The organism is Streptomyces sp. NPDC088915 (genome assembly GCF_044749825.1).
Lineage (GTDB): Bacteria > Actinomycetota > Actinomycetes > Streptomycetales > Streptomycetaceae > Streptomyces.
The window spans coordinates 20,667-46,375 of the sequence record NZ_JBIVIR010000022.1 but is presented as its reverse complement, the minus strand read 5'-3'; the positions used below and the strand labels follow the sequence as shown (position 1 = coordinate 46,375).

The 25,709-nt window shown below is 74.3% G+C and carries 21 protein-coding genes; 12 read left to right on the top strand and 9 right to left on the bottom strand.

Translation table 11 applies throughout. The features are described 5' to 3' along the window. Positions 1-155 precede the first annotated feature (155 nt). Positions 156-2,207, top strand: a complete 2,052-nt coding sequence (locus ACIP5O_RS32150) for a flotillin family protein (protein ID WP_401299873.1) — start codon at positions 156-158, stop codon at positions 2,205-2,207. Between the two features lie 97 nt (positions 2,208-2,304). Next, entirely contained in the window at positions 2,305-7,257 is a 4,953-nt protein-coding gene (locus tag ACIP5O_RS32145; protein ID WP_401299870.1) for a DNA repair ATPase, read from the top strand. A gap of 26 nt (positions 7,258-7,283) precedes the next feature. Here ACIP5O_RS32145 and ACIP5O_RS32140 read toward each other — a convergent pair whose 3' ends face one another. Continuing rightward, positions 7,284-8,033 (bottom strand): GntR family transcriptional regulator, encoded by a 750-nt coding sequence (locus tag ACIP5O_RS32140; RefSeq protein WP_401299867.1) that lies wholly within the window; start codon positions 8,031-8,033, stop codon positions 7,284-7,286. Between the two features lie 296 nt (positions 8,034-8,329). Here ACIP5O_RS32140 and ACIP5O_RS32135 point away from each other — a divergent pair, with 296 nt between their 5' ends. Genes ACIP5O_RS32135 through ACIP5O_RS32115 form a run of 5 tightly spaced genes read left to right on the top strand, consistent with a single transcriptional unit; the run spans position 8,330 to position 13,098 of the window. Next, positions 8,330-9,448: an ABC transporter substrate-binding protein gene (locus ACIP5O_RS32135; RefSeq protein ID WP_401300042.1), complete on the top strand. Its 1,119-nt coding sequence runs from the start codon at positions 8,330-8,332 to the stop codon at positions 9,446-9,448. Then, entirely contained in the window at positions 9,448-10,383 is a 936-nt protein-coding gene (locus tag ACIP5O_RS32130; RefSeq protein WP_401299864.1) for an ABC transporter permease, read from the top strand. Before ACIP5O_RS32135 ends, ACIP5O_RS32130 begins: the two co-directional genes overlap by 1 nt. After that, entirely contained in the window at positions 10,371-11,315 is a 945-nt protein-coding gene (locus tag ACIP5O_RS32125; protein ID WP_401299861.1) for an ABC transporter permease, read from the top strand. Before ACIP5O_RS32130 ends, ACIP5O_RS32125 begins: the two co-directional genes overlap by 13 nt. 6 nt (positions 11,316-11,321) lie before the next feature. Continuing rightward, positions 11,322-12,413, top strand: coding sequence for an ABC transporter ATP-binding protein (locus ACIP5O_RS32120; RefSeq protein WP_401299858.1), 1,092 nt, complete (start codon positions 11,322-11,324; stop codon positions 12,411-12,413). Continuing rightward, positions 12,406-13,098, top strand: a complete 693-nt coding sequence (locus ACIP5O_RS32115; RefSeq protein WP_401299855.1) for an HAD family hydrolase — start codon at positions 12,406-12,408, stop codon at positions 13,096-13,098. Before ACIP5O_RS32120 ends, ACIP5O_RS32115 begins: the two co-directional genes overlap by 8 nt. On the opposite strand, the gene ACIP5O_RS32110 is transcribed toward ACIP5O_RS32115, so the two are convergent. From ACIP5O_RS32110 to ACIP5O_RS32100, 3 genes are all read right to left on the bottom strand, one after another. Continuing rightward, positions 13,073-14,305 (bottom strand): mannosyltransferase family protein, encoded by a 1,233-nt coding sequence (locus ACIP5O_RS32110; protein WP_401299852.1) that lies wholly within the window; start codon positions 14,303-14,305, stop codon positions 13,073-13,075. The two genes, ACIP5O_RS32115 and ACIP5O_RS32110, sit on opposite strands and share 26 nt — an antisense overlap. Positions 14,306-14,510: 205 nt before the next feature. After that, positions 14,511-14,969, bottom strand: a complete 459-nt coding sequence (locus tag ACIP5O_RS32105) for a hypothetical protein (protein WP_401299849.1) — start codon at positions 14,967-14,969, stop codon at positions 14,511-14,513. Beyond that, a complete protein-coding gene (locus ACIP5O_RS32100) occupies positions 14,966-15,460 on the bottom strand; it encodes a SigE family RNA polymerase sigma factor (protein ID WP_401299846.1) in 495 nt (164 codons plus the stop codon). The genes ACIP5O_RS32105 and ACIP5O_RS32100 overlap by 4 nt, the downstream gene beginning before the upstream one ends. 185 nt (positions 15,461-15,645) lie before the next feature. Here ACIP5O_RS32100 and ACIP5O_RS32095 point away from each other — a divergent pair, with 185 nt between their 5' ends. Next, positions 15,646-16,167: a hypothetical protein gene (locus ACIP5O_RS32095; RefSeq protein ID WP_401299844.1), complete on the top strand. Its 522-nt coding sequence runs from the start codon at positions 15,646-15,648 to the stop codon at positions 16,165-16,167. 25 nt (positions 16,168-16,192) lie between these two features. On the opposite strand, the gene ACIP5O_RS32090 is transcribed toward ACIP5O_RS32095, so the two are convergent. Further along, entirely contained in the window at positions 16,193-17,209 is a 1,017-nt protein-coding gene (locus ACIP5O_RS32090; RefSeq protein WP_401299841.1) for a helix-turn-helix domain-containing protein, read from the bottom strand. 226 nt (positions 17,210-17,435) lie between these two features. Here ACIP5O_RS32090 and ACIP5O_RS32085 point away from each other — a divergent pair, with 226 nt between their 5' ends. Next, positions 17,436-19,691: an ATP-binding protein gene (locus tag ACIP5O_RS32085; protein WP_401299839.1), complete on the top strand. Its 2,256-nt coding sequence runs from the start codon at positions 17,436-17,438 to the stop codon at positions 19,689-19,691. Positions 19,692-19,715: 24 nt separating this feature from the next. Here ACIP5O_RS32085 and ACIP5O_RS32080 read toward each other — a convergent pair whose 3' ends face one another. After that, on the bottom strand, positions 19,716-20,207 hold the full coding sequence (locus tag ACIP5O_RS32080) for a carboxymuconolactone decarboxylase family protein (protein ID WP_356545697.1): 492 nt from the start codon (positions 20,205-20,207) through the stop codon (positions 19,716-19,718). Positions 20,208-20,303: 96 nt separating this feature from the next. On the opposite strand from ACIP5O_RS32080, the gene ACIP5O_RS32075 reads away from it, so the two are divergent. Further along, entirely contained in the window at positions 20,304-21,308 is a 1,005-nt protein-coding gene (locus ACIP5O_RS32075) for a pirin family protein (protein ID WP_401299836.1), read from the top strand. Positions 21,309-21,569: 261 nt separating this feature from the next. On the opposite strand, the gene ACIP5O_RS32070 is transcribed toward ACIP5O_RS32075, so the two are convergent. The 3 genes from ACIP5O_RS32070 to ACIP5O_RS32060 all read right to left on the bottom strand — a co-directional run bounded on the left by ACIP5O_RS32070 (position 21,570) and on the right by ACIP5O_RS32060 (position 23,824). Further along, positions 21,570-21,818 carry a hypothetical protein gene (locus ACIP5O_RS32070; protein ID WP_401299833.1) on the bottom strand — a complete coding sequence of 83 codons (249 nt, stop codon included), beginning with the start codon at positions 21,816-21,818 and terminating at the stop codon, positions 21,570-21,572. A gap of 118 nt (positions 21,819-21,936) precedes the next feature. After that, positions 21,937-22,374, bottom strand: coding sequence for a hypothetical protein (locus ACIP5O_RS32065; protein WP_401299831.1), 438 nt, complete (start codon positions 22,372-22,374; stop codon positions 21,937-21,939). 64 nt (positions 22,375-22,438) lie between these two features. Then, positions 22,439-23,824: an NAD(P)-binding domain-containing protein gene (locus ACIP5O_RS32060; RefSeq protein ID WP_401299828.1), complete on the bottom strand. Its 1,386-nt coding sequence runs from the start codon at positions 23,822-23,824 to the stop codon at positions 22,439-22,441. A gap of 803 nt (positions 23,825-24,627) precedes the next feature. On the opposite strand from ACIP5O_RS32060, the gene ACIP5O_RS32055 reads away from it, so the two are divergent. Both ACIP5O_RS32055 and ACIP5O_RS32050 read left to right on the top strand, forming a co-directional pair. Beyond that, positions 24,628-24,990: an ArsR/SmtB family transcription factor gene (locus ACIP5O_RS32055; protein ID WP_401299825.1), complete on the top strand. Its 363-nt coding sequence runs from the start codon at positions 24,628-24,630 to the stop codon at positions 24,988-24,990. Further along, a complete protein-coding gene (locus tag ACIP5O_RS32050) occupies positions 24,987-25,487 on the top strand; it encodes a GNAT family N-acetyltransferase (protein ID WP_401299822.1) in 501 nt (166 codons plus the stop codon). Before ACIP5O_RS32055 ends, ACIP5O_RS32050 begins: the two co-directional genes overlap by 4 nt. Positions 25,488-25,709: the final 222 nt, after the last annotated feature.

Here is a 25,709-nt window from a genome sequence, read left to right as displayed (position 1 = left end):
GGGCGCGGGGTCCCCGCACGGGACGGCTCCACCGCGGCCGTACCTACGCGCTGTCGGCACCGGACGGCACCGCGCCCGCGTCGCCGCGCACCGCCGGACGGGAGTCCCGGCGGCCCGCCGCGCACCGAATCTCCCTCCTACACACGGGGTTTCCCATGGATGCCATCACCCTGGGCATCGGCGTGCTCGTCGCCGTCGTCCTGCTCTTCGTCCTCGTCCTCGTCCTCGTGGTCGGCCGGCTGTTCCGCAAGGTGGAGCAGGGCAAGGCGCTGATCGTCTCGAAGATGCGGAAGGTCGACGTCACCTTCACCGGACAGGTCGTCCTGCCCGTGCTGCACAAGGCCGAGGTCATGGACATCTCGGTCAAGACGATCGAGATCTCCCGCACCGGCCGCGACGGCCTGATCTGCCGGGACAACATCCGCGCCGACATCCGGATCTCCTTCTTCGTCCGGGTCAACAAGACCGTCGAGGACGTCATCAAGGTCGCCCAGGCCATCGGCACCGCCCGCGCCAGCGACAAGGAGACCCTGCAGGAGCTGTTCAACGCCAAGTTCTCCGAGGCCCTCAAGACCGTCGGCAAGCAGCTCGACTTCACCGACCTCTACACCAAGCGCGAGGAACTGCGCTTCCGGATCATCGAGATCATCGGCATCGACCTCAACGGCTACAGCCTGGAGGACGCGGCCATCGACTACCTGGAGCAGACCCCGCTCACCCAGCTCGACCCCGGCAACATCCTCGACGCCCAGGGCATCCGCAAGATCACCGAGCTGACCGCCGCCGAGAACGTGCGCACCAACGAGTTCCGGCAGCACGAGCAGAAGGAGATCACCCGGCAGAACGTCGACGCCCGCGAGGCCATCCTGGAGCTGGAGCGCCGCCGGGCCGACGCCGAGATCAAGCAGAAGCGCGAGATCGACACCGTACGGGCCCGCGAGGAGGCCGAGACCGCCCGGGTGGTGGAGGAGGAGCGGCTGCGGGCGCAGAGCGCCTTCCTGAGGACCGAGGAGCAGCTCGGCGTCCAGCGCGAGAACCAGGCCCGCGAGGTCGCGGTCGCGCAGAAGAACCGCGAGCGGGTCATCGCCGTCGAGAACGAGCGGATCGAGAAGGACCGCCTCCTGGAGGTCATCGCCCGGGACCGGGAGACCGAACTGACCCGCATCTCCGCCGAGAAGGAGGTCGAGGCGGAGCGCCGCGAGATCGCCGAGGTGATCCGCGAGCGGGTCGCCGTGGACCGCACGGTCGCCGAGCAGGAGGAGTCGATCAAGCGGCTGCGGACGGTCGAGGAGGCCGAGCGCACCCGTCAGGCCGTCGTGATCGCCGCCGAGGCCGAGGCCCAGGAGCGGCTGGTCAAGGACATCAAGGCCGCCGAGGCCGCCGAGCAGGCCGCCGTGCACCGGGCCGCCGAGGAGCTCACCCTCGCCGAGGCCCGCAACAAGGCCGCCGACATGGACGCCCGCGCCAAGATCCGCCTCGCCGAGGGCATCCAGGCCGAGGCCGCCGCCGAGGGGCTCGCGGCGGTCCGGGTCCGCGACAAGGAGGCCGACGTCATCGAGAAGGCGGGCCGCGCGGAGGCCGGGGCCACCGAGGCCCGGCTGCGCGCCGAGGCCGCGGGCGCCCGTGAGAAGGCGCTCGCGGAGGCCGACGGCGCCCGGGAGAGGGCCCTCGCCGAGGCCACCGCGATCGGCGAGAAGCTGAAGGCCGAGGCCGCGGGCCTGACGGAGAAGGCGGCGGCGATGGCCGCGCTCGACGAGGCGTCCCGCACGCACGAGGAGTACCGCCTGCGCCTGGAGGCCGAGAAGGAGGTCCGGCTCGCCGGCCTCGACGCGCAGCGCCGGGTCGCCGAGGCGCAGGCCACCGTGCTCGCCACCGGCCTGGAGAACGCCGACATCAACATCGTCGGGGGCGAGTCCGTCTTCCTCGACCGGCTCGTGCAGTCCGTCTCGCTCGGCAGGGCCGTCGACGGCTTCGTCGGCCACTCGGAGACCGCGCAGGCCCTCGCCGGGCCCTGGCTGAACGGCTCGCAGCCCTTCACCGAGGACCTGACGAACGTGCTCGGCTCGCTCTCCGGCTCGGACGTGCGCGACCTCAGCGTCTCGGCGCTGCTCGCCAAGCTCATGAAGTCCGGCGCGCTCGACGGGTACCTGCCGGCCCCGTCCGCGCCGGTCGGGAACGCCGCGCTGAACGGCGCGGCCGAGGACTGACCGCCACGGGGGTGCGGTCGGAACGGGTCCGGTGCCGGCGAACGGGGGAGTGGCCGGCACCGGACCCGCAGTCATCACAGTACAAGGGAGCACAGGGATGAGCGGCGGAATCGACCGGGACACGTACACGGTGCTGCGCGACCGCCTCACCGCGCAGGCCGGCGAACTGGCCCGGCGCGCCGAGGCGCTCAACGCCGCCCGCACCGCCGCCTTCGGCTCCGGCGGGCTCGCCCTCACCGGCACCGACCGCGTCCGCACCGACCGCGCCGGAGTACTTCTGGACGTCGTCGCCGTCGCGGACGACGTCCTGCTGTTCGGCGGTAGCGCGGTCGCCGCGGGCGGTGAGGGGCCGGCGGTCGCCAGGGGTGGCGAGGGGCCGGCGGTCACCAGGGGCAATGTGGGACCGGCGGTTACCAGGGGTGGTGAGGGGCCGGCGGTCGCCGACGTCCTCACCCTGCGCGACCGGGACCTGAACCCGCTGCCCGGGGACGCGGTCCCCGGCCTCCTGGACGACCCCGGCTTCGTCCGCGAGTTCGCCGCGCTGCACCGCTACTTCCGGGGCGCGCGGCTGCTCCGGCTGCGGCGCGTCGAGGACCGGCTCCTCGCCGTCTTCCGGACCGGGGAGAAGGCCGACGACCTGCGGGTGCTGCGCTGGGCCCTCGGGCCGTCCGGCGGGGCGCGGTTCCTCGACGCCCGGGGCGAGCGCGACCACACCTTCCCGCCCGCGCACGACCTCGACTGGGTGGAGAGCACCCGGGACGACCACGTCTCCGGCCGGCACCCCCACATCTCGCTCGGCGGCCGCCTGTACGTCTCCACGACCGGCGGGGCGCTCACCGTGAAGACGGAGAACGACCCCGAGACCGCCGACGGCATCCACACGGAGCCGGTCGACGAGCCGCTGCAGTCCCTCGCCGACGCCGAGGTCGCCCACGCCGTCGTCGGCGCCCTGACCCTGATCCGCGTCCGCCCGTACAAGGAGGAGGTCGTCCGGCACCTCGTCTTCAACGCGCTGACCGGGACCGTCGTCCGGCTCGACGGCATCGGGCAGGCCTGTCTGCGGCTGCCCGGCGACGAGGGCGTCGTCTTCCCCGGCGGCTACTGCCTCTCCTCCGGCGCCGTGAAGACCTTCGACACCGACACCTCGGGGCTCGCCCTCGACCGGACGGTCCGCTCGCCCAACGGCGAGGACCTCCTCTTCGCCTTCCACGCCGAGGCGGAGGGCCGCGGCCTCCTCCTGTCGTACAACCTGATCCGCAAGGAGATCACCACCCCGCTCGCCTGCCGGGGGTACGCGCTGCTCGACGACGGGACGATGGTCGTCCTGCGCGGAGAGTCCGGCGAACCCGGCCGGGTCCACCCGGTGCAGCTCTGGACGACGCCGTACGTCTCCGACACGCACGCGGCCCCCGTGAGCGACGACCCGCTGGCCCGCATCGGCAACGCGGACCTCGTCCGGGGCATCTCCGACTGCCTGTCGATCGCCCGGCAGGCCACCGAACCCACCCCCGCAGGCGAGGTGTACGAGGCGCTCGTCGCCGCCTGCGAGCGGGCCGGCGACGTCCACCACTGGCTGGGGGACCCGGAGACCGGGGACCTGCGCACCCCGCTCGCCGCACTCCGGGCCACCGCGATTCAGGTCCTCGACGAGTTCGCCACCGTCACCACGCTCACCCGGCAGGCCGCCGACGCCCTCGCCGGGGCGGCCGAACGGATCGCCCGGCTCGTCCGGCGCATTCGCGGCGAGACGCCCGCCACGGCGGAGGAGTGGATCTCCCGGATCACCGAACTCCGCCGGAGCCAGGGCCACTTGATCACCCTGAAGGAGATGCGGTACGCCGACGCGGACGCCATCGACGCCCTCGCGGCGGACGTCGAGACCGACATCGCCTCGGCCGGCCGACGGGCCGTCGCCTTCCTCCGGGGCGAGGACGCCTTCGCCGGGCAGCACGCCGAGGCGGAGCGGCTCGCCGCCGAGGCCGGGAAGGTCGCCACCGTCGCGGAGACGGTCCCGGTCGGCGAGCTGATCGACGAGCGCGCCACCGGGCTGCGCACCCTGAGCGAGGTCGTCACCGGGCTCGACATCGGCGACGCCACCGTCCGCACCGCGATCCTGGGCCGCGTCGCGGACGTCCTGGGCGCCCTCAACCGCGCCCGCGCCGTCCTCGCCGCCCGGCGTGCCGAACTCCTCGACCGCGAGGGCCGGGCGGAGTTCACCGCCGAGCTCGCCCTGCTCGGCCAGGCCGTCACCGGCGCGCTCGCCGCCGCCGACACGCCCGGCCACTGCGACGACCAACTCGGCCTCCTGTTCATCCAGTTGGAGAACCTGGAGTCCCGCTTCGCCGAGCACGACGGCTTCCTCGCCGACCTCGCCGAGCGGCGCACCGAGATCCACGACGCCTTCACCGCCCGCAAGCAGTCCCTCCAGGACGCCCGCGCCCGCCGCGCCGAGCGGCTCGCCGGATCGGCGGACCGCGTCCTGGAGGCGATCGCCCGCCGGGCCGCGACCCTGACCGACCTCGATGAGGTGCACACCTACTTCGCCTCCGACCCGATGGTCGCCAAGGTCCGGCGCACCGCCGCCGACCTGCGCGCACTCGACGACCGGGTACGGGCCGAGGAACTGGAGGGCCGGCTCGGCGCCGCCCGCCAGGAGGCCGGGCGCGCGCTGCGCGACCGCACCGAGCTGTTCTCCGACGGCGGCGACACCGTCCGCCTCGGCCGGCACCGGTTCGCCGTCAACCGGCAGGCCCCCGAACTCACCCTCGTCCCGTACGGGGACACCCTCGCCCTCGCCCTCACCGGGACCGACTACCGCGCGCCCGTCACCGACCCGGACTTCGCCGCGACCCGTCCGTTCTGGGACCGGACCCTGCCCTCCGAGTCGCCCGCGGTCTACCGGGCCGAGCACCTGGCCGCCCGGCTGCTCGCCGAGCACGGCGCGGACGGACTGTCGGACGCCGACCTCCCCGCCCTGACCCGGTCCGCCGCCGAAGCCTCCTACGACGAGGGGTACGAGCGCGGGGTCCACGACCACGACGCGGCGGCGATCCTGGAGACGCTCCTCGGCCTCCACGAGGGGGCCGGACCGCTGCGGTACCCGGCGGCGGCGCGGGCCGCCGCCCAGCTCTTCTGGGCCCACACCGCCGCCGACGACGCCCGCGACCGGTGGACCCGCGCCGCGGTCTCGCTGACCCGCGCCCGCGACCTCTTCGGCGCCGCGTCGGCCGTCCGGGGGCTGCGCGACGAACTGGCCGGGGAGATCGGCGACGCGACCGCCGCCGAGTACCTGATCGAGGAGCTCGCCGCCGCCCCGCCCGGCTTCGCCGTCTCGGCGGAGGCCCGCACCCTGCTCGCCGCGTTCCGCCGTACGGTCGGGAGTTCCGCGTACGACGACGCCCTCGCCGGACTCACGGACCTCGGCGCGCGACGCCGCCTCGTCGAGGCCTGGCTCACCGCCTACGCCTCAGCCTCCGTCTCCGTCTCCGCCTCAGGCGAGCCGCTCGACGGCGAAGGGCTCGACGGGGAAGGACTCGACGGCGGAGGGCCCGACGGGGGAGTCCTCGCCGAGGCCGTCGCCGTCGAACTCTGCCCCGGCCTCGAACGGTACGAGGTCGACGCCCCGACCACCGCGACGGTCACCGGCCTCCTGGGCGCCCATCCCCGCGTACGCCACCGCGCGCTGGAGGTGAGGCTCGACGAATTCATTTCCAGGACGAGCGAGTTCGCTGCCGTCGACGTGCCCGCCTTCCGTGCCTACCAGCGGCGCAGGGCGGAGCTCGTCGCGGCCGGGCGCGCCCGGCTCCGCATCGACGAGTACCGCCCCCGGGTCATGTCCTCCTTCGTCCGCAACCGGCTCGTCGACGAGGTCTACCTGCCGCTCGTCGGCGACAGCCTCGCCAAGCAGCTCGGCGCCACCGGGGACGCCAGGCGCACCGACTCCCACGGCCTGCTGCTGCTCCTCTCCCCGCCCGGCTACGGCAAGACCACCCTCGTCGAGTACGTCGCCGACCGCCTCGGCCTGCTCCTCGTCAAGGTCGACGGACCGGCCCTCGGACGGCGGACGGTCTCCCTCGACCCCGCCGAGGCGCCCGACGCCACCGCCCGCCGCGAGCTGGAGAAGATCGCCTTCGCGCTGGAGGCCGGCAACAACGTCCTGCTGTACGTGGACGACATCCAGCACGTCTCGCCGGAGTTCCTGCAGAAGTTCATCCCGCTCTGCGACGCCACCCGCACCCTGAACGGGCACGACCTGCGGGGCAAGCGCTTCGCCGTCTGCATGGCCGGCAACCCGTACACCGAGTCCGGACGGGCCTTCCGGGTGCCCGACATGCTCGCCAACCGGGCCGACGTGTGGAACCTCGGCGACGTCCTGACCGGCAAGGAGGACGCCTTCGCGCTCAGCTTCGTCGAGAACGCCCTCACCTCCCACCCGGTCCTCGCCCCGCTCGCCGGACGCGACCGGGCCGACCTGGAGCTGCTCGTCCGCCTCGCGGCCGGCGACCCGACCGCGCGCCGCGACCGGCTCGCCCACCCGTACGCCCCGGCCGAACTGGAGCGGATCCTCGCCGTCCTCGGCCGGCTCCTCACGGCCCGCGGGACGGTCCTCGCCGTCAACGAGGAGTACATCGCCTCCGCCGCCCGGGACGACGCCGCCCGCACCGCGCCGCCGTTCCGGCTCCAGGGCTCGTACCGCACCATGAACAGGATCGCGGCCCGGATCTCGCCCGCCATGAACGACGCCGAGCTGGCCGCCGTGATCGACGACCACTACACCGCCGAGGCCCGCACCCTCACCACCGGGGCCGAGGCCGACCTCCTCCGGCTCGCCGAACTCCGGGGCACCCTCACCCCGGAGCAGGCCGCGCGCCGGGACGAGGTGTCCGCCGCGTACGTCCGCGCGCGGGCGCTCGGCGGCTCCGGGGACGACCCCCTCGCCCGCGCGGTCGCGGCCCTCGGACTGCTCGCCGACCGCGTCGCCGCCGTCGAGGCGGCGATCGACCGCGTGGCGGACCCCAGGCACCTGCTGCGGGCACCGCGCCACGGATGAGAGGGGCCGTCACATGAGCGGGGCCGTCACATGAGGAGCGCGCCCGGGTCCCGGACCAGCGGGGCCGTGCCGATCGAGTTGCTCACGTTGAAGGTGACGCTCCCCGCCCGGTAGCGGTCCTCGGTCCACTCGATGGGGCGGCCGCCCGGATCGCTGGTGAGGTGGCGCTGCCGGAGCAGGGGACTGCCCCGGCGGACGCGGAGCAGCCGGGCGTCGTCGCTGCCGGCGGGCACGGCGTCGATGAGGTGCTCGCCGTAGTGGGCGACGATCCCGGCCTCCTCGGCCATGCTGTCCATGATCGAGGCGCAGTCCACCGGCAGGGCCTCGACCGCGGGGGCGACCCAGGCCGCGTACGCGGTGCGCTCCACCATCACCGGCTCGCCGTCCAGGCACCGCAGCCGCAGCACGTCGAGGACCCCGGCCCCCTCCGGCAGGACGAGGCGGCGCGCCTCCTCGGGGGTGGCGGGGCGGCGCTCGCGGTGCAGGAAGCGGCTCGTGGCCCGGTAGCCCATGGCCCGCGCCCACTGGGCGAAGCTGTGCAACTCGGCGAAGCTGTGCCGGCGTTCGCGGCGGAGCACGATGCGGCGGGCGCCCTGCCGGGAGCCGATGAGCCCCTCCGAGGTGAGGAGGGCGACGGCCTGGCGCACGGTGCCGCGCGAGGCGGACCAGCGGTCGGCGAGGTCGCTCTCGGACGGCAGCCGGGCGCCGACGGGGTACTCGCCGCTGAGGATCGAGCGGCGGAGTCCCTCCGCGATCTCCACGTAGAGCGCCGTCACGGCCTCCCCCTCTCGCGCGCATGACTGTGCACACCCGGTCACGGCGTGCACCGTCCTTCCGTCCACCCTAACCCGAGGTGCGGACGCGGGGCGGCTCGCCGGGGCGCTCCAACTCCACCGCGTTCACCTGGGGTTCACCGCCACCGGCTCTTCCGGGAGGCGTGGGGGAGCCGTCACGCGCCGTTCACCCGCCGGACAGGAGGTGCGGGCGAACTAGGGGCGTCTTGTCCAGACAAGTTTCACCCTCGCTCCTGGGAGAACCCGTGCACAGAACCCCCGCCCGCGGTGTCGCCGTCCTGCTCGGCGCCGTCGTCCTCACCACCGTCACCGCCTGCGGCGCCGCCCCCGAGGGCGGGGCCGGCGGCAAGGGCGGCGGCGCGAAGGCCGCCACCGCGGCCTCCGCCGAGGACTTCGGCGGCTTGGACGCCCTCACCGCGGCGGCCAGGAAGGAGGGCGCGCTCCACGTCATCGCGCTGCCGCCGGACTGGGCCAACTACGGCGAGCTGATCAAGGCGTTCGAGACGAAGTACGGCATCGAGGTGGAGAGTGAGAACCCGGACGCCTCCAGCGCCGACGAGATCGCCGCCGTCAAGTCCCGCAAGGGCCAGAAGCGCGCCCCCGACGTCCTCGACCTCGGCATCGCCTTCGCCCGCAGCGGCGCCGAGGAGGGCCTCTTCGCCCCGTACGAGGTCGAGGCCTGGGACAGGATCCCCGCCGGCCAGAAGGACGAGGCCGGCCGCTGGTACAACGACTACGGCGGCTACGTCTCCATCGGCTGCGACGCGAAGCGGATCCCGAACTGCCCGACGACCTTCGCCGACCTCCTCAAGCCCGAGTACAAGGGCAAGGTCGCCCTCAACGGCAACCCGACCAAGTCCGGCTCGGCCTTCGGCGGCGTCTACGCGGCCGCCCTCGCCAACAAGGGCTCCTTCGCCGACATCCAGCCCGGCATCGACTTCTTCGGCGAGCTGAAGAAGAGCGGCAACTTCATCCCCGTCGAGTCCACCCCGGCCACGGTCGAGAAGGGCGAGACGCCCATCAGCATCGACTGGGACTACCTCAACGCCGGCTACGCCGACCAGTTCCGGTCCAAGGGCGTCGACTGGAAGGTCGCCGTCCCCACCGACGGCGTCTACGCCCAGTACTACTCCCAGGCCATCAACAAGGACGCCCCCCACCCGGCGGCCGCCCGCCTGTGGATGGAGTTCCTCTACAGCACCGAGGGCCAGAACCTCTGGCTCAAGGGGTACGCCCGCCCCGTCCTGCTCCCGGCCATGACCGCCGACGGCACCGCCGACAAGACCTTCGTCGCCAAGCTCCCCAAGGTCGGGGGCACCCCCTCCTTCCCGGCCTCCGCCGAACTCGACAAGGCCAAGGCCACCCTCGCCGAGAAGTGGGACAAGGCCGTCTCCTGATGTCCTCCGCCCCCTCCACCCCCACCACGGGAGCCGCCGCCACGCCGCAGGCCGCCCCCGCCACGGGAACCGCCGGCGGCACCCGCCGCCGGCGGCGCGGCCCCCGCACCTGGCTCGCCGCCCTCCCGCTGATCGCCTTCACCTCCCTCTGCTTCGGGCTCCCGCTCGGCGCCCTGGTGTACGGGGCCGTGACCCGCACCGACCCGGCCACCGGCGCCACGACCGCGACCGGCGAACACCTGGGCCGCTCCCTCCAGGGCCCCTACCTGGGCTCCCTGATCGGCAGCGTCCAGCTCTCCGCCCTCACCGCGCTCCTCGGCACCGTCCTCGGCGTCCTCATCGCCCAGGCCGTCGTCACCTCCCGCTCCCGGGCCCTGCGCGGCGCGGTCCTCACCGCCTCCGGCGTCCTCGCCAACTTCGGCGGCGTCCCCCTGGCGTTCGCGTTCATCGCGACCCTCGGCATCTCCGGCGTCGTCACGCAGCTCGCCGACCTCACCTCCCTCGGCTGGAACCTGTACTCGTTCACCGGCCTCACCGTCGTCTACCTGTACTTCCTCGTCCCGCTGATGGTCCTGGTGACCGTCCCCGCCCTCGACGGCCTGCGGCCCCAGTGGCGCGAGGCCGCGCGGAACGCGGGCGCCGGCGCCTGGCAGTACTGGCGCCACGTGGCCCTCCCGGTCCTCGCGCCCTCGCTGCTCGGCGGGTTCGTGCTGCTCTTCGGCAGCGCCTTCGCCGCCCACGCGACGGCCGCCGCGCTCGTCGGCGGATCCGTCCCCCTGGTCACCCTGAAGATCGCCGACGCGCTCTCCGGGAACGTCCTGGTCGGCCAGGAGAACGTCGCCCTCGCCCTCGGCCTCGACATGATCCTCGTCGCCGGGCTCGTCATGGCCGTCTACCTCCCCCTCCAGCGCAGGAGCGCCCGATGGCTGCGATGACCCCCACCGCCCCGGACACCGCGCCGGAGACCACTGCGGAGACCGGGGTGCGGACGGACCGGACCGCCGCTCCCGTACGGAGCCCCCGCCGGCGCCCCCGCGTGTGGCGCGGACTCGTCCTCGGCCTCGGCGGCGCGTACTTCCTGGTCCCGCTGATCGCCTCGTTCGTGTTCACGGTCCACACCCCCGGCCAGGGCGTCTCCTTCGCCGCGTACACCGAACTCCTCGGCGCCGAGGGCTTCCTGAGCAGCCTGACGCTCTCCCTCGGCCTCGCCGCCGCCACGATCGCGCTGTCCCTGTTGCTCGCCGTGCCCGCCCTGGTGGCCGTACGTCTCGGCGCGCCCCGGCTGCGCCCGGTGATCGAGGTGCTGTGCACGCTGCCGCTCGTGGTGCCGCCGATCGCCCTGGTCACCGGCATCAGCACGGTCCTGCGCTGGGGCCCCGACCACCTCGCGCGGACCCCGCTCTACCAGACGTTCCTCGCCGTCCAGAACGAGGACTTCCCCGTCGTCCTGGTCCTCGCGTACACCGTCATGGCCCTGCCGTTCGTGTACCGCTCCCTCGACGCCGGACTGCGCGCCGTCGACGTCCCGACCCTCGTCGAGGCCGCCCGCAACTGCGGCGCGAGCCGGACGTACGTGATGGTCCGCGTGATCCTGCCCAACCTGCGCTCCTCGCTCGCGGGCGCCGCCTTCCTCACCCTCGCCCTGGTCCTCGGCGAGTTCACCGTCGCCTCGCTCCTCGGCTTCCGTCCTTTCGCGGTGTGGATCGTCTCCATCTCCGGCGCCCAGGCCCGCATGTCGGTGGCCGTCTCGCTGCTCAGCCTGCTCGTCACCTGGGCCCTGCTGCTCGTCCTGTCCCGGGCGGGGACGACGCCGACCGGCGCCCCCGCCCCCCGTACCTCCCGCCGCACCGTCCGCAAGGAGTCCTGACCCACCATGTCCTCAGCACCAGCGGAACGGACGGAGACCGCGGCCGTCACCGGGGCCCGCGTCGAATTCCGCGGCCTGCGCCGTTCGTTCGGCCCCACCACCGCCCTCGACGGACTCGACCTGACGGTGGAGCCGGGCGAACTCCTCGCCCTGCTCGGCCCGTCGGGCTGCGGCAAGACCACCGCGCTCCGCGTCCTCGCCGGCTTCGAGCGACCCGACGCGGGCGAGGTCCTCGTCGACGGCGCCGACGTCACCCACGTGCCGGCCAACCGCCGTGACGCCGGCATGGTCTTCCAGTCGTACAGCCTCTTCCCCCACCTCACCGCCCGCGACAACGTCGCCTTCGGCCTGCGCGTACGGAAGGTCGGGGCGGCCGAGCGGCGCGCCCGCGCCGCCGAACTCCTGGACCTGGTGGGCCTGCCGCAGCACGGCGACCGCTACCCGCACCAGATGTCGGGCGGCCAGCAGCAGCGCGTGGCCCTCGCCCGCGCCCTCGCCCTGCGCCCCCGCGTCCTGCTCCTCGACGAGCCGCTCTCCGCGCTCGACGCCAAGGTCCGCCTCAGCCTGCGGGAGGAGATCCGGCGGCTCCAGCTCGACCTCGGCATCACCACGGTCTTCGTCACCCACGACCAGGAGGAGGCGCTGTCCATGGCGGACCGCGTCGCCGTCCTCAACGCCGGACGCCTCGAACAGTGCGCGCCTCCCGCCGAGTTGTACCGGCGCCCCGCGACCGCGTTCGTCGCCGCGTTCGTCGGCACCATGAACCGGCTGCCGGGCCGCCTCGTGGACCCCGGTCTCGTCGAGGTCGCGGGCGTCCGGCTGCCCGTCGACGGCGAGGCGCCGAAGGGGCCCGGGGTCGACGTGCTCGTCCGCCCCGAGAACCTCACCGTGACCGAGGCCCCCGACGGCGACGCGACGGTGGTCTCCACCTCCTTCCTCGGCCCGGTCACCCGCGTCCACCTCGACCGCGCCGGCACGCCGGTCAAGGCCGACCTGCCGTCGCGGGACGCCGGAGCGCTCGCCCCGGGCGTGCGCGTCGCCCTCGGCGCCGTCCCCCACCCCGCCCTCGTCGTGGCCCGGGAGGCGACCGGTGGGTGAACTCGCCGCGGTCCTCTTCGACATGGACGGCACCCTCGTCGACACCGAGACCCTCTGGTGGGACGCCACGGAGGAGGTCGCCGCCCGGCTCGGCCACCGCCTGACGGCCGCCGACGCCCCCGAGGTCGTCGGCCGCGCCGTCGAGGACACCGCCGCCCACCTCGTACGGGCCACGGGCATGTCGGGCACGGCCGGGGTCGCCTCCGCGCTCACCACCGCGTTCCGGCGGCGCGTCGACGCGGGCGCGCCGCTGCGCCCGGGGGCGGGACGGCTGCTCGCCGAACTGGAGCGCGCGGGCGTGCCGTTCGCCCTGGTGAGCGCGTCCCCCCGGTCGGTGGTCGACTCGGTGACCGGCGGCGCGCTCGCCCACGTCCCGTTCGCCTTCACCCTCTCGGCCGACGACACCGACCGTACGAAGCCGCACCCCGACCCGTACCGAACGGCCGCCCACCGCCTGGGAGTTCCGGTCGGGTCCTGCGTGGCCGTCGAGGACTCGCCGGACGGAGCCGCCTCGGCCGACGCGGCGGGCTGCGTCGTCCTGGTCGTCCCCTCCCTGCTCCCGGTGGAGGCGGGACCGGGGCGGGTCTTCGCGGAGAGCCTGGAGCAGGTCTCCCTCGACACCCTGCGCGGCCACGCGCGGCACGGCCGCTCCCCGGCCGTCAGCCCGCCCAGCGTCCCGACATGAAGGTGACCGCCAGGACGGTGCTCAGCGGCGCGACCAGGCACAGGTAGGCGAGCGCGACCCACCGCCGGCGCACGCTCCAGACGGCCAGGCCGACCCACAGCGGCCACCACAGGAGGGTGCTGCGGGCCACGGACATGTACCAGTACGAGGTGCCGAGCGCCCACAGCGTCAGCGCGATGTACACGGCCTCCGGCCAGCGGCGCCGCACGACGAGGACGGCGAGCAGCACCAGGCCGAGCACCATGGCGAGGAGGTCGGCCTGGAACTGGGCGGCGTAGCCGGTGGCCTGGGTGTGGTCGAAGGCCTCGTGCCAGGTCTGCGACCAGGCCTCCCAGGGGACGCGGAAGCGGCGGTACCAGCCGCGCTCCTGCGCGTGCTTCCACGCCATGGGGTCGCCGGTCCGCCCGTACAGGTAGCCGAAGTAGAGGAGCGCGGACAGACCGGGGAGGACGAGCCAGGCGGCGTCGCGCTTCCGGCCCGCCCCTTCGTCCCGCCGCGTCGTCAGGGTCGTCAGGAAGAGGACGACGAGCGCGGCGGCGAGGAAGAGCCCGCTGATGCGGACGGTGGTGGCGCCGGCGGCGAGCACCGAGGCGAGGAGCCACCGCTGCCGCCGGGCCGCGAGCCAGGCGGGCAGGGCGAGGGCCAGGAAGAGGGCCTCGCTGTACCCGGCGGCCAGGAAGACCGCGCAGGGCGACACCAGGAGGAAGAGCACGGCGCGGCCGCCCGCGCGGGAGCCGGGCAGGTGGAGCGCGGCGATCCGGGCGAGGGCCACGGCGGCGACGGCCCCGGCGACGAACGAGACGAGCAGCCCGGCGGCGGTCCAGTGGGGCACGAGGACGTGCACGGCCCGCAGGACCAGGGGGAGGCCGGGGAAGAACGCCTCCCGGTTGTCCCCCTCGCCCGGCTCCCCGGGGAAGTACCCGTCCCTGGCTATGTTCAGGAAGTGCCCCCAGTCCCAGTGCTCGAAGGACGCGAGGACCGGCTCGGGCACCCGGGCGTCACCGGACGCCGGGAACAGCCAGCGGGTGCAGTACGCGGTCGTCCACACGGCCACCCGCGTCAGCAGGTACAGCCACAGGACCTCGCGGTCGGCGGGGCGGAGCCGGGAGGGCACGGCTCCGGACGGGGCTTCCGCGCGGACCGGGCGCACGACGGGATCCGCCCGGACGGGGGCGCGCCGGGGGGAGGGGGGTGCCGAGAGCGGCATGGGTGAGGTCTCTCCGTGAGGACGCGGGTGCGCGGGTACGCACGCGTGCGTGGGCACGCCCGTGGGGCGGTACGCGCGGGCGCGGGGGTACGGGGAAGGGCGGGGCGGCCCGGTCGGTGCGGGGCCGCCCCGGGAGCACGGACGCGGAGCCGGCCGGTCGAGTGGCAGGCCGGGCGTGTCCGGGAAAGGGGGAGGGGCGGGCGGGTCAGCCCTGCGGCGGAGTCGTCGTCGCCATGGTCGTCGCCGTCGCCGGCGGGGTCGTCGGCGGGGGCACCGATGGCGTCGTCGTCCGGCCGGAGGTCGTCGGCGGGCGGGTCCGCCGTCCGTCCGTCGTCGCGCTGCCGGCGGCCGGCGGAGTGGCCTCCTCCGTCTCCTGGGGCAGGGGCCCGGGGCGGACGGAGGGGCTGGGCCCAGGCTCGGGCACGGAGGGGCTCGTCGCCGGCAGGGCGGGTCCGGCGGGGCCGGGGGCGAGCGAGGCGGCCGTGGCCACGCCGAGGACGGCGACGAAGCCCGCCGTGACCGTGGCGAGGGCCACCCGGCGCCGCCGGGCCCGCCGGCCCCGTTCGACGACCTGGGCGACCGGGAGCGTCGTGGCCTCCCGGCTGCCGTGGTCGGCGGCGGCCCGGAACAGGGCCCTCAGGGAGGGATCGGTGGGGTCGTTCACCGGGATCCGGCCTCCTGTTCGGTGTCCTTGAGCCGGTCGGCGAGGGCGGCGCGCCCCCGGCCGAGGTGCGTCTTGACGGTGCTGGCGGACAGCCCGGTCTCGCCCGCGATCTGCTCGACGGTGAGGTCGCACAGGTAGTGCAGGGCGACGGTGCGCCGCTGCTGGGCGGGCAGGGTCCGCAGGGCGTCGACCAGGACCACGTGCTCCGGCCCCGGCCCGGCCGCGTGGGGCGGGGCCGACCGCCGGCTCCAGGCGTCGGCCGTACGCCTCCGGAAGCGCCACCGGCTCACGGCGAGGCGCCAGGCGACCGTGCGGATCCACGCCTCCGGTCCGCTGTCGCCGTCCAGCTGGCGCCGCCGGTTCCAGCCCTTGATGAACGCCTCCTGGACAACGTCTTCAGCCTCCTGCAGATCGCCGAGCATGACGTAGAGCTGCCCGGTGAGCCGCCCGACCGACTGGACGTAGAACGCTTCGAACTCTTCGACGGTCAACGGCAACTCCCGGGTCTCTCGCTTCACCGGGCATACGCCCGGCACGGCCTCGACGGTCGACACCGTTTCCGAAGAAGGCACGTGAGCCCCGTCACACCAGGGGGCGGCGCGGTCGTTCGCCGACCGTCGACCTTAGAGGACGCTCCCGCGGCACGGCCGTTCCCCGGGTCGCGCACGGCGGACCTGTGCGGTGCGGTGACCGCCTTGAGGGCGGCCCTGCCGACGCAGGGCGTCCAGGAGCCGCGCTGATCACGGGCGAGTACTGCGACTCCGACACCGCGCACCCGGAGAAGGGCCGCGTCGGCGCGCTCTCCGTCGACGGCGCCACGGGTCTGCTCCGGGAGACCGGCGGAAGGGTCGCCGCGACCTCGGCGTACCACCTGCCCCGCGACCTCACCCAGGGCGCCGCCCGGTACGACGGGACGTACTGCTTCGACCGCAGCTGCCTCGGCAACGGCGGAAGCCTGCGCCGGGCCACCGTCACCGGCGGCCGTCCGGTGGACCTCGGGAGCGACGTCACCAACGCGGTGGGCCGCAAGGACCTGTACGTCGAGCACGGTCAGAGCGTGCCCGGCGGCGGCACCCGGTACCTCTGGTCGCCGACCGAACACCGCGCGGACACCACGGCGGGCTGCACCGACGCGGGCTCCCCGTGCGGCCGGGCGGTCCACGCCCACCGGCTGAGCGACGTCCTGGCCCGCCCGTAGCGGGTCTCGGGTGTTCCGGCGGGTCCTACCCGCCGGACGCCGGAGACCGCACGAGGCCGTCCCGGGTGGCGTGCAGGCCGCGCCACTCCCGGGGAGAGACGCCGTAGGCGGCGCGAAAGGCCCGGCTGAAGTGGGCGGGGCTGACGAAGCCCCACCTCTGGGCCACGGCCGCCACGGTGGGGGCCGTCCCGCCGCGGCGGGCCAGCTCACGGCCGCACTCCTCCAGGCGCCGCTGCTTGACGAGCCGGCCGACGGTGGTCCCCTCGCCCTCGAACAGCCGGTGCAGGTACCGGACGGAGATCCGGTGCTCCCGCGCGATGCGCTCCGGGGACAGGTCCGGGTCGCCCAGGTTCCTGTTGATGTGGTCGAGGACGCGCATCATCAGCCGGTTCCGCGCGTCCGCGTCGGTGTCCTCCGGCCGGGCCCGTTCGGTGATCAGGGTGGCGAACAGGTCGACCACGTGGCCGGCCAGCCAGTTCGCGACGGCCGGCGGGTGCTCGTCGGCCGGGGAGGAGGCCAGGGCGGCCAGGAACGGGAACAGCGTCGCGCCGAAGCCGTCCCCGGTGCCGACGGCCCGGCCGGTGGCCTGCCGGAGGTCGTGGTCCGACACGCCGAGCGCGTGGCGCGGGAACTGGAAGACGTGCAGGGCGAACCGCTGCGGATGGTCGAAGGAGTACGGCCGGGCCGTGTCGTACACCACCAGGTCGCCCGCACCCATCTCGGCCCGGCGGCCGTCCTGGACGAAGACGGCCGTGCCGGACACCTGGACGCCGACCGCCACCGGCGCCCCGGACGCCCCGGACGAACCGGACGTCCCGGACGCCCCGGCGATCGGTGCCGGCGTACGGCTGGTCCGTCCCGCGTCGGCCTCCAGGGTGGAGACCCGCAGGTACCCGAGGCGGTCGGTGGTGATCCGGCCGTCGAACGGGCCGTCGCCCCGGGGGGTGACCGTCACCGGCACCAGTGTCCTGCTCACCGCGTCGTTCCAGTACGCGACCTTGTCCCGGTCGGGCACCGAGGCGGTCGTCAACACCGGGCTCATATCGACCTCCGGTCGGGGGAAGGGGGAAGGGGATGGGGGGCCGCGGCCGACGGACCACTTCGGTGGTCCCGGCGCCTGCCCGCACCACACAGCCAAGCAGCGGGCCTTTTCCGCCTCCAGGCAGAACCACAGGCAGGAATGCCGGAGGCCGGGGCACACTCCGGAACCCCCGCTCGGGCAGGATGGGCACATTGTTCGCATCGGGGGGCAGTGGAGGAATGAGCGGGTGACCGGAGCAGGTCTGGACTTCGGGGCGCTGTTGCGGCGGTTGCGCCTGGACGCGTCGCTGACCCTGGAGGCGTTGGCGGAGGCGTCGGGGGTGAGCGTCCGCGGGATCGGGGACCTGGAGCGGGGACGGGTCGCGACTCCCCAGCGCAGGACGGTGGCCGCGCTCGCGGACGGACTGCGGCTGGACGGGGCGGAGCGGGAGCGGTTGCTCGCCGTCGCCCGGGTCGGCCGCAGTCCCCGCCCGCGCCCGGCGGGGCTGCACGCCTTCCCCCGCGGCATCGACGACTTCGTGGGCCGCGAGGCGGAGCTGGCGCGGCTGAGGGCGCTGACCGAGCAGGAGACCGCGGGGATACCGGTGGTGGTGGCGGTGTCCGGGCCGCCCGGCGCGGGCAAGACCACCCTGGCGCTGCGCGCCGCCCACGACCTGGCCGGGCGCTTCCCGGACGGGCAGCTCATGTTCGACCTGCGGGGCACGGACGACAACGCGCCGGACGCGGCCGAACTCCTGCTCCGCGTCCTGAAGGCGCTGGGGGTGGCCGACCGGGACCTGGCCATGGCCGGTCCGCAGGGGCACCCGGAGTTGTGCCGGCGGGTGCTGGCCGAGCAGCGGTGTCTGCTGGTCCTCGACAACGCCCGCGACGAGGCCCAGGTGCGTCCGCTGCTCCCGGGCGCGGGCGCGGGGATGGTGGTGGTCACCAGCCGGAGGATGCTCACCGGCCTGGAGAGCGTCCACCGCCTGCCCCTCGGCGAGCTCTCCCCGGCCGAGGCCGCCGTCTTCCTGACCGCCCTGGTGGGACGGGACCGCGCGGAGGCGGAACCGGGCGCGCTGGCCGAGGTGGCCGGCCACTGCGGGCACCTGCCGCTGGCCCTGCGGGTGGCGGGCAACTGGCTGGCCACGCGCACCGGCTGGACGGTGCGCCGCCTCGCCGACCGCCTCGCGCTCGAAGAGCGCCGCCTGGACGCCCTGGCCGCCGGCGACCTCCGCCTGTCGGCGGCCTTCGACCTGTCCTACCGCCAGCTCACGCCCACGGCCGCGCGCATGTTCCGGCTGCTGTCCCTGGTCGACGGGCCCGACGCCGGCGTCGCCGGCGCCGCCCGGCTGACCGGGCAGTCGCCGTTCGACGCGGAGGACACCCTCGAAGAACTCGTCGAGACCGGTCTCCTGGGCGCGGACCGGGACCGCTACCGCTTCCACGACCTGCTGCGCCTGTACGCCCGCGACCGGCTGCGGACCGAGGAGCCGGCCGGGGCGGCCGAGGCCGCCCGGACGGCGCTGCACCGCTGGCTCCTCGAAACCACCGTCATGGCCGGCCGCTGGTACGAGCCCGACCACGGTGCCCCGCCCGCCACCTGGCAGGGCACCGTCGACCTGTCCACCGCCGAGCACGCCCGCCGGTGGCTCCGGGTCGAGGGCGTCAACTGGCTGGCCGCCCTGCGCGCGGCCGCCGCCGCGGGGGACCACGCCGTCGTGGTGGAGGTCGCCGAGGCGCTGCACTGGTTCTCCGACCAGTGGATCTTCTGGGGGCACTGGCCCGAGGTCTTCGCCACCGCCGCCCGCTGCGCCCAGGCCCTCGGCGACCCCCTCCTGGAGGCCACCCACCTCAACTACCACGCCTGGGCCCTGCTCGTCTGCGAAGGCCGCCACCACGACAGTCTCGACCGCTCGGCCCGGGCCCTCGCCGCGGCCGTGCGCGCCGGCGACCTCCCCCAGCAGGGATGGGCCCACAAGTACACCGCCTGGGCCTTCAGGCTGCTCGGCGACTACGCGGCGGCGGCGCGGCACAACGGTGAGGCGGCCACCCTCTTCGAGGCCGCCGGCGACCTCCACGGCGCGCTCCAGTGCAGGGTCGAGCACGATCAGATCCTGGTGGACGGGGGGCGGCACGAGGAGTCCGTCGCGGAGATCCTGGACACGCTCTCCTTCCTCGACCAGGCCGGCGACCGCATCGAACCGCACATCGCCGACTTCACCCGCACGAACCTGCGGGTGCTCATCGGTGGGGCCCACGCCCACCTCGAGAACTGGTCCGAGGCCGCCGAGCACCTGCGCGTCGCCGTGGAGCTCTGCCGTGCCAGTGGCAACGCGGCCATGGAGAGCCGTGCCCTGGTCCACCTCGGCAACGGCCTGCTGGCCGCCGGGGACCGCGCCGGGGCCCGGGACGCCTTCTCCCGGTGCCTCGCCCTCGGCACCGCGGCCGACCCCCAGCGCCTCACCGAGGCGCGGGAACGCCTCGCCGAAGCGGACGTCCGGTGAACCGCCCGTACCGCGTCCTGCGGATCAGGCCCCGGGGGAGGCGTCCCGTACGGGGTGCTTGCTCAGGATCGACACCCGGTTGAACGCGTTGATGGTGATCGCCACCCAGATCACGGCGGAGATCTCGTCGTCGGTGAGGGTCCGGCGGGCGTCGTCGTAGGCGCGCTCCTGCGCGAGGGCGTCGGCGGGACGGGTGGTGGCCTCGGCGAGGGCGAGCGCCGCGCGCTCGTGCGCGGTGAAGAGCTCGGTGTCGCGCCAAGCGGCGAGCACGCCGAGGCGGCGGGTCGTCTCGCCGGCGCGCAGGGCGGCCCGGGTGTGCACGTCGAGGCAGGAGGCGCAGCCGTTGATCTGGGACACCCGGAGGTTGACGAGCTCCACCAGGATCCGGTCGAGCCCCGCGTCGGCGGCCGTCGCGCGGACCGCCTCGGCCGTCCGGACCAGGGCGTGGTAGGCCTGGGGGCTCTGCTTGTCGAGGTAGACCCGCCCGGCTGTGGGGGTTCCCGCCGTATCGCTCACCGCGTACTCCGTCCTCGGGGCCTTCCGCGGCTGCGGAAGCTATCATCGTCCATTATTGTTTAAAATGAAACTACACGTTTCCGGAGGGGGACGAGAATGAGCGACAAGACGGGGACGGGGTCCGGGGCGGTCGGGTCCGGCGCCATCGGAGCCGGGGCCGTCGGGGCCGGGTCCATTGGGGCCGGGGCCGTCGGGACCGAGGTCGAGGTGCTGTCCGCGCGGGACGTCCCCCTGGGCGGCCCACGGGCGATGACCGTACGGCGCACGCTCCCGCAGCGGGCCCGTACCCTCATCGGCGCCTGGTGCTTCGCCGACCACTACGGCCCCGACGACGTCGCGGAGTCCGGCGGCATGGACGTGGCGCCGCACCCGCACATCGGCCTCCAGACCGTGAGCTGGCTGTTCAGCGGCGAGATCGAGCACCGCGACAGCCTGGGCAGCCACGCGCTCGTACGCCCCGGCGAGCTCAACCTCATGACGGGTGGTCACGGCATCAGCCATTCCGAGGTCTCCACCGCCCGTACGACGGTCCTGCACGGCGTACAGCTGTGGGTCGCCCTCCCCGGAGAGCACCGGGACACCGCCCGCGACTTCCAGCACTACGCCCCCGGGACCGTCCGCCTCGACGGGGCGGACGTCAGGATCTTCCTCGGCTCCCTGGCCGGCGAGACCTCCCCGGTACGGACCTTCACCCCGCTGCTCGGCGCCGAGATCCTCCTCGACCCGGGCGCGACCGTCACCCTCCCCACGGACCCCGCCTTCGAACACGGCCTGCTCGTCGACGAAGGAGAGGTCCGCCTGGCCGGCACCCTCCTGCACCCGGCCGAACTGGGCTACACGGCCCCCGGCCCGGACGCCCTCACCCTGACGAACGAGTCGACCGTCCCGGCCCGCACGGTCCTCCTCGGCGGGCCGCCGTTCGGGGAGGAGATCGTCATGTGGTGGAACTTCGTCGCCCGGTCCGGTGACGAGATCGTGCAGGCGCGGAACGACTGGGAGAAGGGCCTGCGATTCGGCGAGGTGCACGGCTACGACGGCGCCCGCCTGCCCGCCCCGGCCCTGCCCACCACTCCGCTGAAGCCGCGCGGACGAGTGCGCTGACCTGCGGAAACCCATACTCGGATGGGCTGTGATCCCACTGACGGCCATCGTGCTGGGACCCTTGCTCCGCATCCTGTCTTGTGCTCGGCTTCAGGAGTCTGTCGGGCAGTGAGGGGAAGCGCGAATGGGCGTCGCGAACCCCGGGTGTCGAACTCGGGCTCGCTCCCGATGCTGCCCTGCGCATGCCGGTCGCGGCCGCTGCGAGTGCTGATGCGACGCTTCGCGCCACCGGCGTCGCCCTCGCTGATCTTCGCGATCGGGTCACCGTGCCAGGGGGCGATGGACGCCGCCCTGGCTGCCCCGGTCCGGGCGGTAGCCGCGGGCGCCCCACCCGTCGGGGCGTTTGCCGGGTATCCCCTGGCCCACCCGCTGCGCTTTCTGCGCGGCCTGGTACGACTGCTGTGCGATGCGGATGGCGGCACCGGAATCCGTGGCCGTTCCGGTGGAGACGTGAACTCCGCTGTCTCCGGTGACGCTTCGCATGGGGACGTTGACCTCGCGATAAGGCACGTCTTCGCCTCCTTTCAAGCGCCGACGGCCCGTGTGGGGGAGCGCGGAAGGCAAAACTCTTGCCGGGGAAGGCCGGTGTCGGGATTCGGGGGGTCGATGCCGGCCTCCGCGCGGGTCGTCAGGAAGGATTGATGCGCGCAGTGCCGACATGTGTCGTCGTGCATCGACGGGAAGTCACACCACAGGAGCCCTGTGCGGGCGCCCACCGGCGGGTGAGGGCGGCGAACGCGGGCTGGTGGAAGGTTGGCGGACATGGCGAGCCCGGCCAGGTCCAGCCGGTGAAGAACACCGCCGGGTTCGGCGCGAGCGCGACGACCAGGCTCAGAACGCCCGTTGCGGAGCCCGCGGTCATGGTCGTGCGGGGGCCGCGGTGGTCGACGATCCGGTCGGCGCGGATGCCGACGAGGCCGGAGAAGACCAGCGCGAGCGAGAAAGCGGCCGTGGTCGTCGACGCGGACCAGCCGGTGGCCGTGGTGATCCAGGGGTTGAGGAGGGGGAAGGCGCGAGAGAGGACTCCCCAGCCGGTGATCTGCGGAGCGCACAGTGCGGGCAGCACGGCGCGGGGCCGCGACCGGACCCCGTCCCGGTCGCGGCCCCGTCCGCGTGGAGGCCGAGGTGGGTCACGAGCAGCAGGAAGGCGCCGAGGTGGTGTCGAGCTGGATCGGCTGCGGAGCCGGAGCGCAGCAGCCGCCCCCGTCGCTCGCCCGATCGGTGGTCGCCCGATCGGTGGTCGCCCGGTCGAAGAGGCCGGCGCCGCCGCAGACCCCGGTCTCGGGCAGGACGAGTTCGACGCGCTCGGCCGCCTCGCGGTCGCCGGCGATGTCGGCGACGACGGAGCGGACCTGCTCGTAGCCGGTGAGGGCCAGGAACGTGGGCGCGCGGCCGTAGGACTTCATGCCTACCAGGTAGATGCCCTCTTCCGGGTGGGAGAGCTCGCCCGCGCCGTGCGGGTAGACCGTGCCGCAGGAGTGCTGGTTCGGGTCGATGAGCGGGGCGAGGGCGAGGGGAGCCTGGAGGCGCTCGTCCAGGCCGAGGCGGAGTTCGCCGAGGAAGGACAGGTCGGGGCGGAAGCCGGTCAGGACGACGACCTCGTCGACCGGGTCGAGGCGGCGACCGTCCTCCGCCACCAGGACCAGCCGGTCGCCGTCGCGCTCGATCGCCTCCGTACGGAAGCCGGTGACGGCGTCGGCGTGCCCCTCGTCGACGGCGGCCCTGGCGGCCAGGCCGAGAGCGCCGCGCGCGGGGAGCCGGTCGGCGGTGCCGCCGCCGAAGGTGGAGCCGGAGAGCCCGCGTCGCAGGATCCACGTGGCGTGCGTGCCGGCCCCGCCCTCGGACTTCGCGAGGTCGGCGAGGGTGGTGAGGGCGGTGAAGGCGGAGGCGCCGGAGCCGATGACGGCGATTCGCTTCCCGGCGTAGCGGGCACGGGTGGCGGAGTCGTTCAGGTCGGGAACGCGGTAGGAGACGCGGTCGGCCGCCGCGCGCTCGCCGACGGCGGGCAGGCCGTCCCCACCGGCCGGGCTCGGGATCGTCCAGGTGCCGGAGGCGTCGATGACGGCACGGGCGAGGAGCTTCTCCTCGTGTCCGTCGGCGTGGATCACGTGGACGGTGAAGGGCTGCGCCTCGCGGTCGGCGTCGACGGTCCGGTCGCGGCCCGCGCGGGAGACGCCGGTGACCCGGGCGCCGAGGCGCACCTTGTCGCCGAGGACGTCGGCGAGCGGCTGGAGGTACTGCTCGACCCAGTCGCCGCCGGACGGATACGTCTTCGTGTCGGGCTTCGTCCAGCCGGTGGGGACCAGGAGCTTCTCGGCGGCGGGGTCGGTGAGCTCGCCCCAGGTGGAGAAGAGCCGCACGTGCGCCCACTCGCGCACCGCCGCGCCGGCCCGGGCCCCGGCCTCCAGAACCAGGGGTTCGATGCCGCGGTCGACGAGGTGGGCGGCTGCGGCCAGACCGGCGGGACCGGCTCCGACGACCACGACGGGCGGCTGCTCCGTGGCGGTGGCGTTCATGACGAATCCCCTTTTGTTTCGACGTCTGTCGATCTTTTGCGTTCTCAGCATGGCACTTGTATCGACAGGCGTCAACATAGACATTCATCGAACTAAGGTGATGCTTCATGGAACGCGTCGATGCCGCTGCCGTCGGGGGACGGGCGGTCCGGTCTCGCGGTGGCGCACGGTCTTCTGCGTGAGGGGCTCCGGTCGGTGGTTCCCGAGGCGTCGGAGCGGCCGGCCGGGTCCTGGCCCCGGTACCACGACGGCCTCACCCTCTCCTCGCCGGCGCGGGTGAGCCTGGCCGGCCGTGCACCGGTGCGCTGGTTCCCGCAGCAGCCGTTCGGGCGGGATCCGCACTTCTGGTTGGCCGTCACGGGCCTGGATGCGGCTCCACTGGGCCGGTTCCCGTCCCGTCCGGCCGCGATGGCGGTCATCGGCGACGGTGGTTACCGCGCCGCCCTCGCCGCGGGCCGACCGGAACGGCGTCCGATGTCCACGCGTGTCGACGGCCCGGCTGTCATCCGGGGCGACGGGGCCGGAGGGGAAGTGGACGTGATCATCCTGGCCACCGGTCACCTGCCCGACCTCGGTTGCCCCGTTCCGCTCGACGTCCTCGACCGGGCGGGCCGGCCGCTGCGCCGGGATGGTGCCTCGCCGGCCCGTCCCCGCCCGGCGCGCGTGGGGTTGGAATGGCGGCGCAGCTTGTCGTCGGCCTCCTTGCGGGGCGCCGGCCGTGACGCGCGGCGCGGAGGACCGCTCGGGAGCCGAGCGGTCGACAGCCCCTGGGTGCCTGCTTTGACGTGTGTCAACATAGGCGCATGTCGAACGTGAAGGTGCTGCCGCTGCTTCAGCCCGCTGTCGAGCCGTGCTGCCCGCCCCTGAACGAGCGGCCGCTGACCGCCGAGGAGGCCGAGCCGGCGGCGAAGATGTTCAAGGCGCTGGGTGATCCGGTCCGGCTGCGATTGTTCTCCGCGGTCGCCTCGCACGAGGGCGGAGAGGCGTGCGTGTGCGACATCTCCGACGTCGGCGTCTCGCAGCCGACCGTCTCCCACCACCTGAAGAAGCTGAAGGAGGCCGGACTGCTGTCCTCCGAGCGGCGCGGCACCTGGGTGTACTACCGCGTCGAACCGGCGGTCCTCGCCGCCATGGGGCGGCTGCTCACCAAGGCTTCCGGCGCATGACCGCCTCCATCCTCGTGGTCCCTCTGACCGCCGACCACGCCGACGAGGTCGTCGCGATCCACCGGGCCGGCATCGACGAGGGCAACGCCACCTTCGAGACCACCGCGCCGTCCTGGGAGCGGTTCGACGCGGCCAAGTTGCCCGAGCACCGCTTCGCCGCCGTCGACGAGACCGGCCGCGTCCTCGGCTGGGTCGCCGTCACCAGGGTCTCCGACCGGTGCGCGTACGCGGGCGTGGTGGAGCACTCCGTCTACGTCCACCCCGACGCCCGGGGTCGGGGCGTCGCCTCCGCCCTGCTGAAGGCGCTCGTCGAGTCCACCGAGGCGGCCGGGATCTGGACCGTCCAGTCCGGGATCTTCCCCGAGAACACGGCCAGCCTCGCCGTCCACGAGCGGGCCGGCTTCCGGATCATCGGCATCCGGGAGCGCATCGGCCGTCACCACGGCGTCTGGCGGGACGTGATCCTGGTTGAACGCCGCAGCGGCACCGTGCAGTGACATACCTGCTTTGCCCAGGTCCAGGCATGCTCGTCCGGTAGCGATGCGCACCTCGTGACCGGCGGGACGGTTCCACCCGTCGCGGTAGACCCGCAGCTTCCCTTCGGACAGATGAAGGTCGCCGTGGACATGGACGCTGCTGGTGTCCCAGGCCCGTACATCGTCGTAGCGGGGGGTGCCCCGACCTGCGGGGGTGGAGCACCGTTCAGGTGCGGGGGCTTC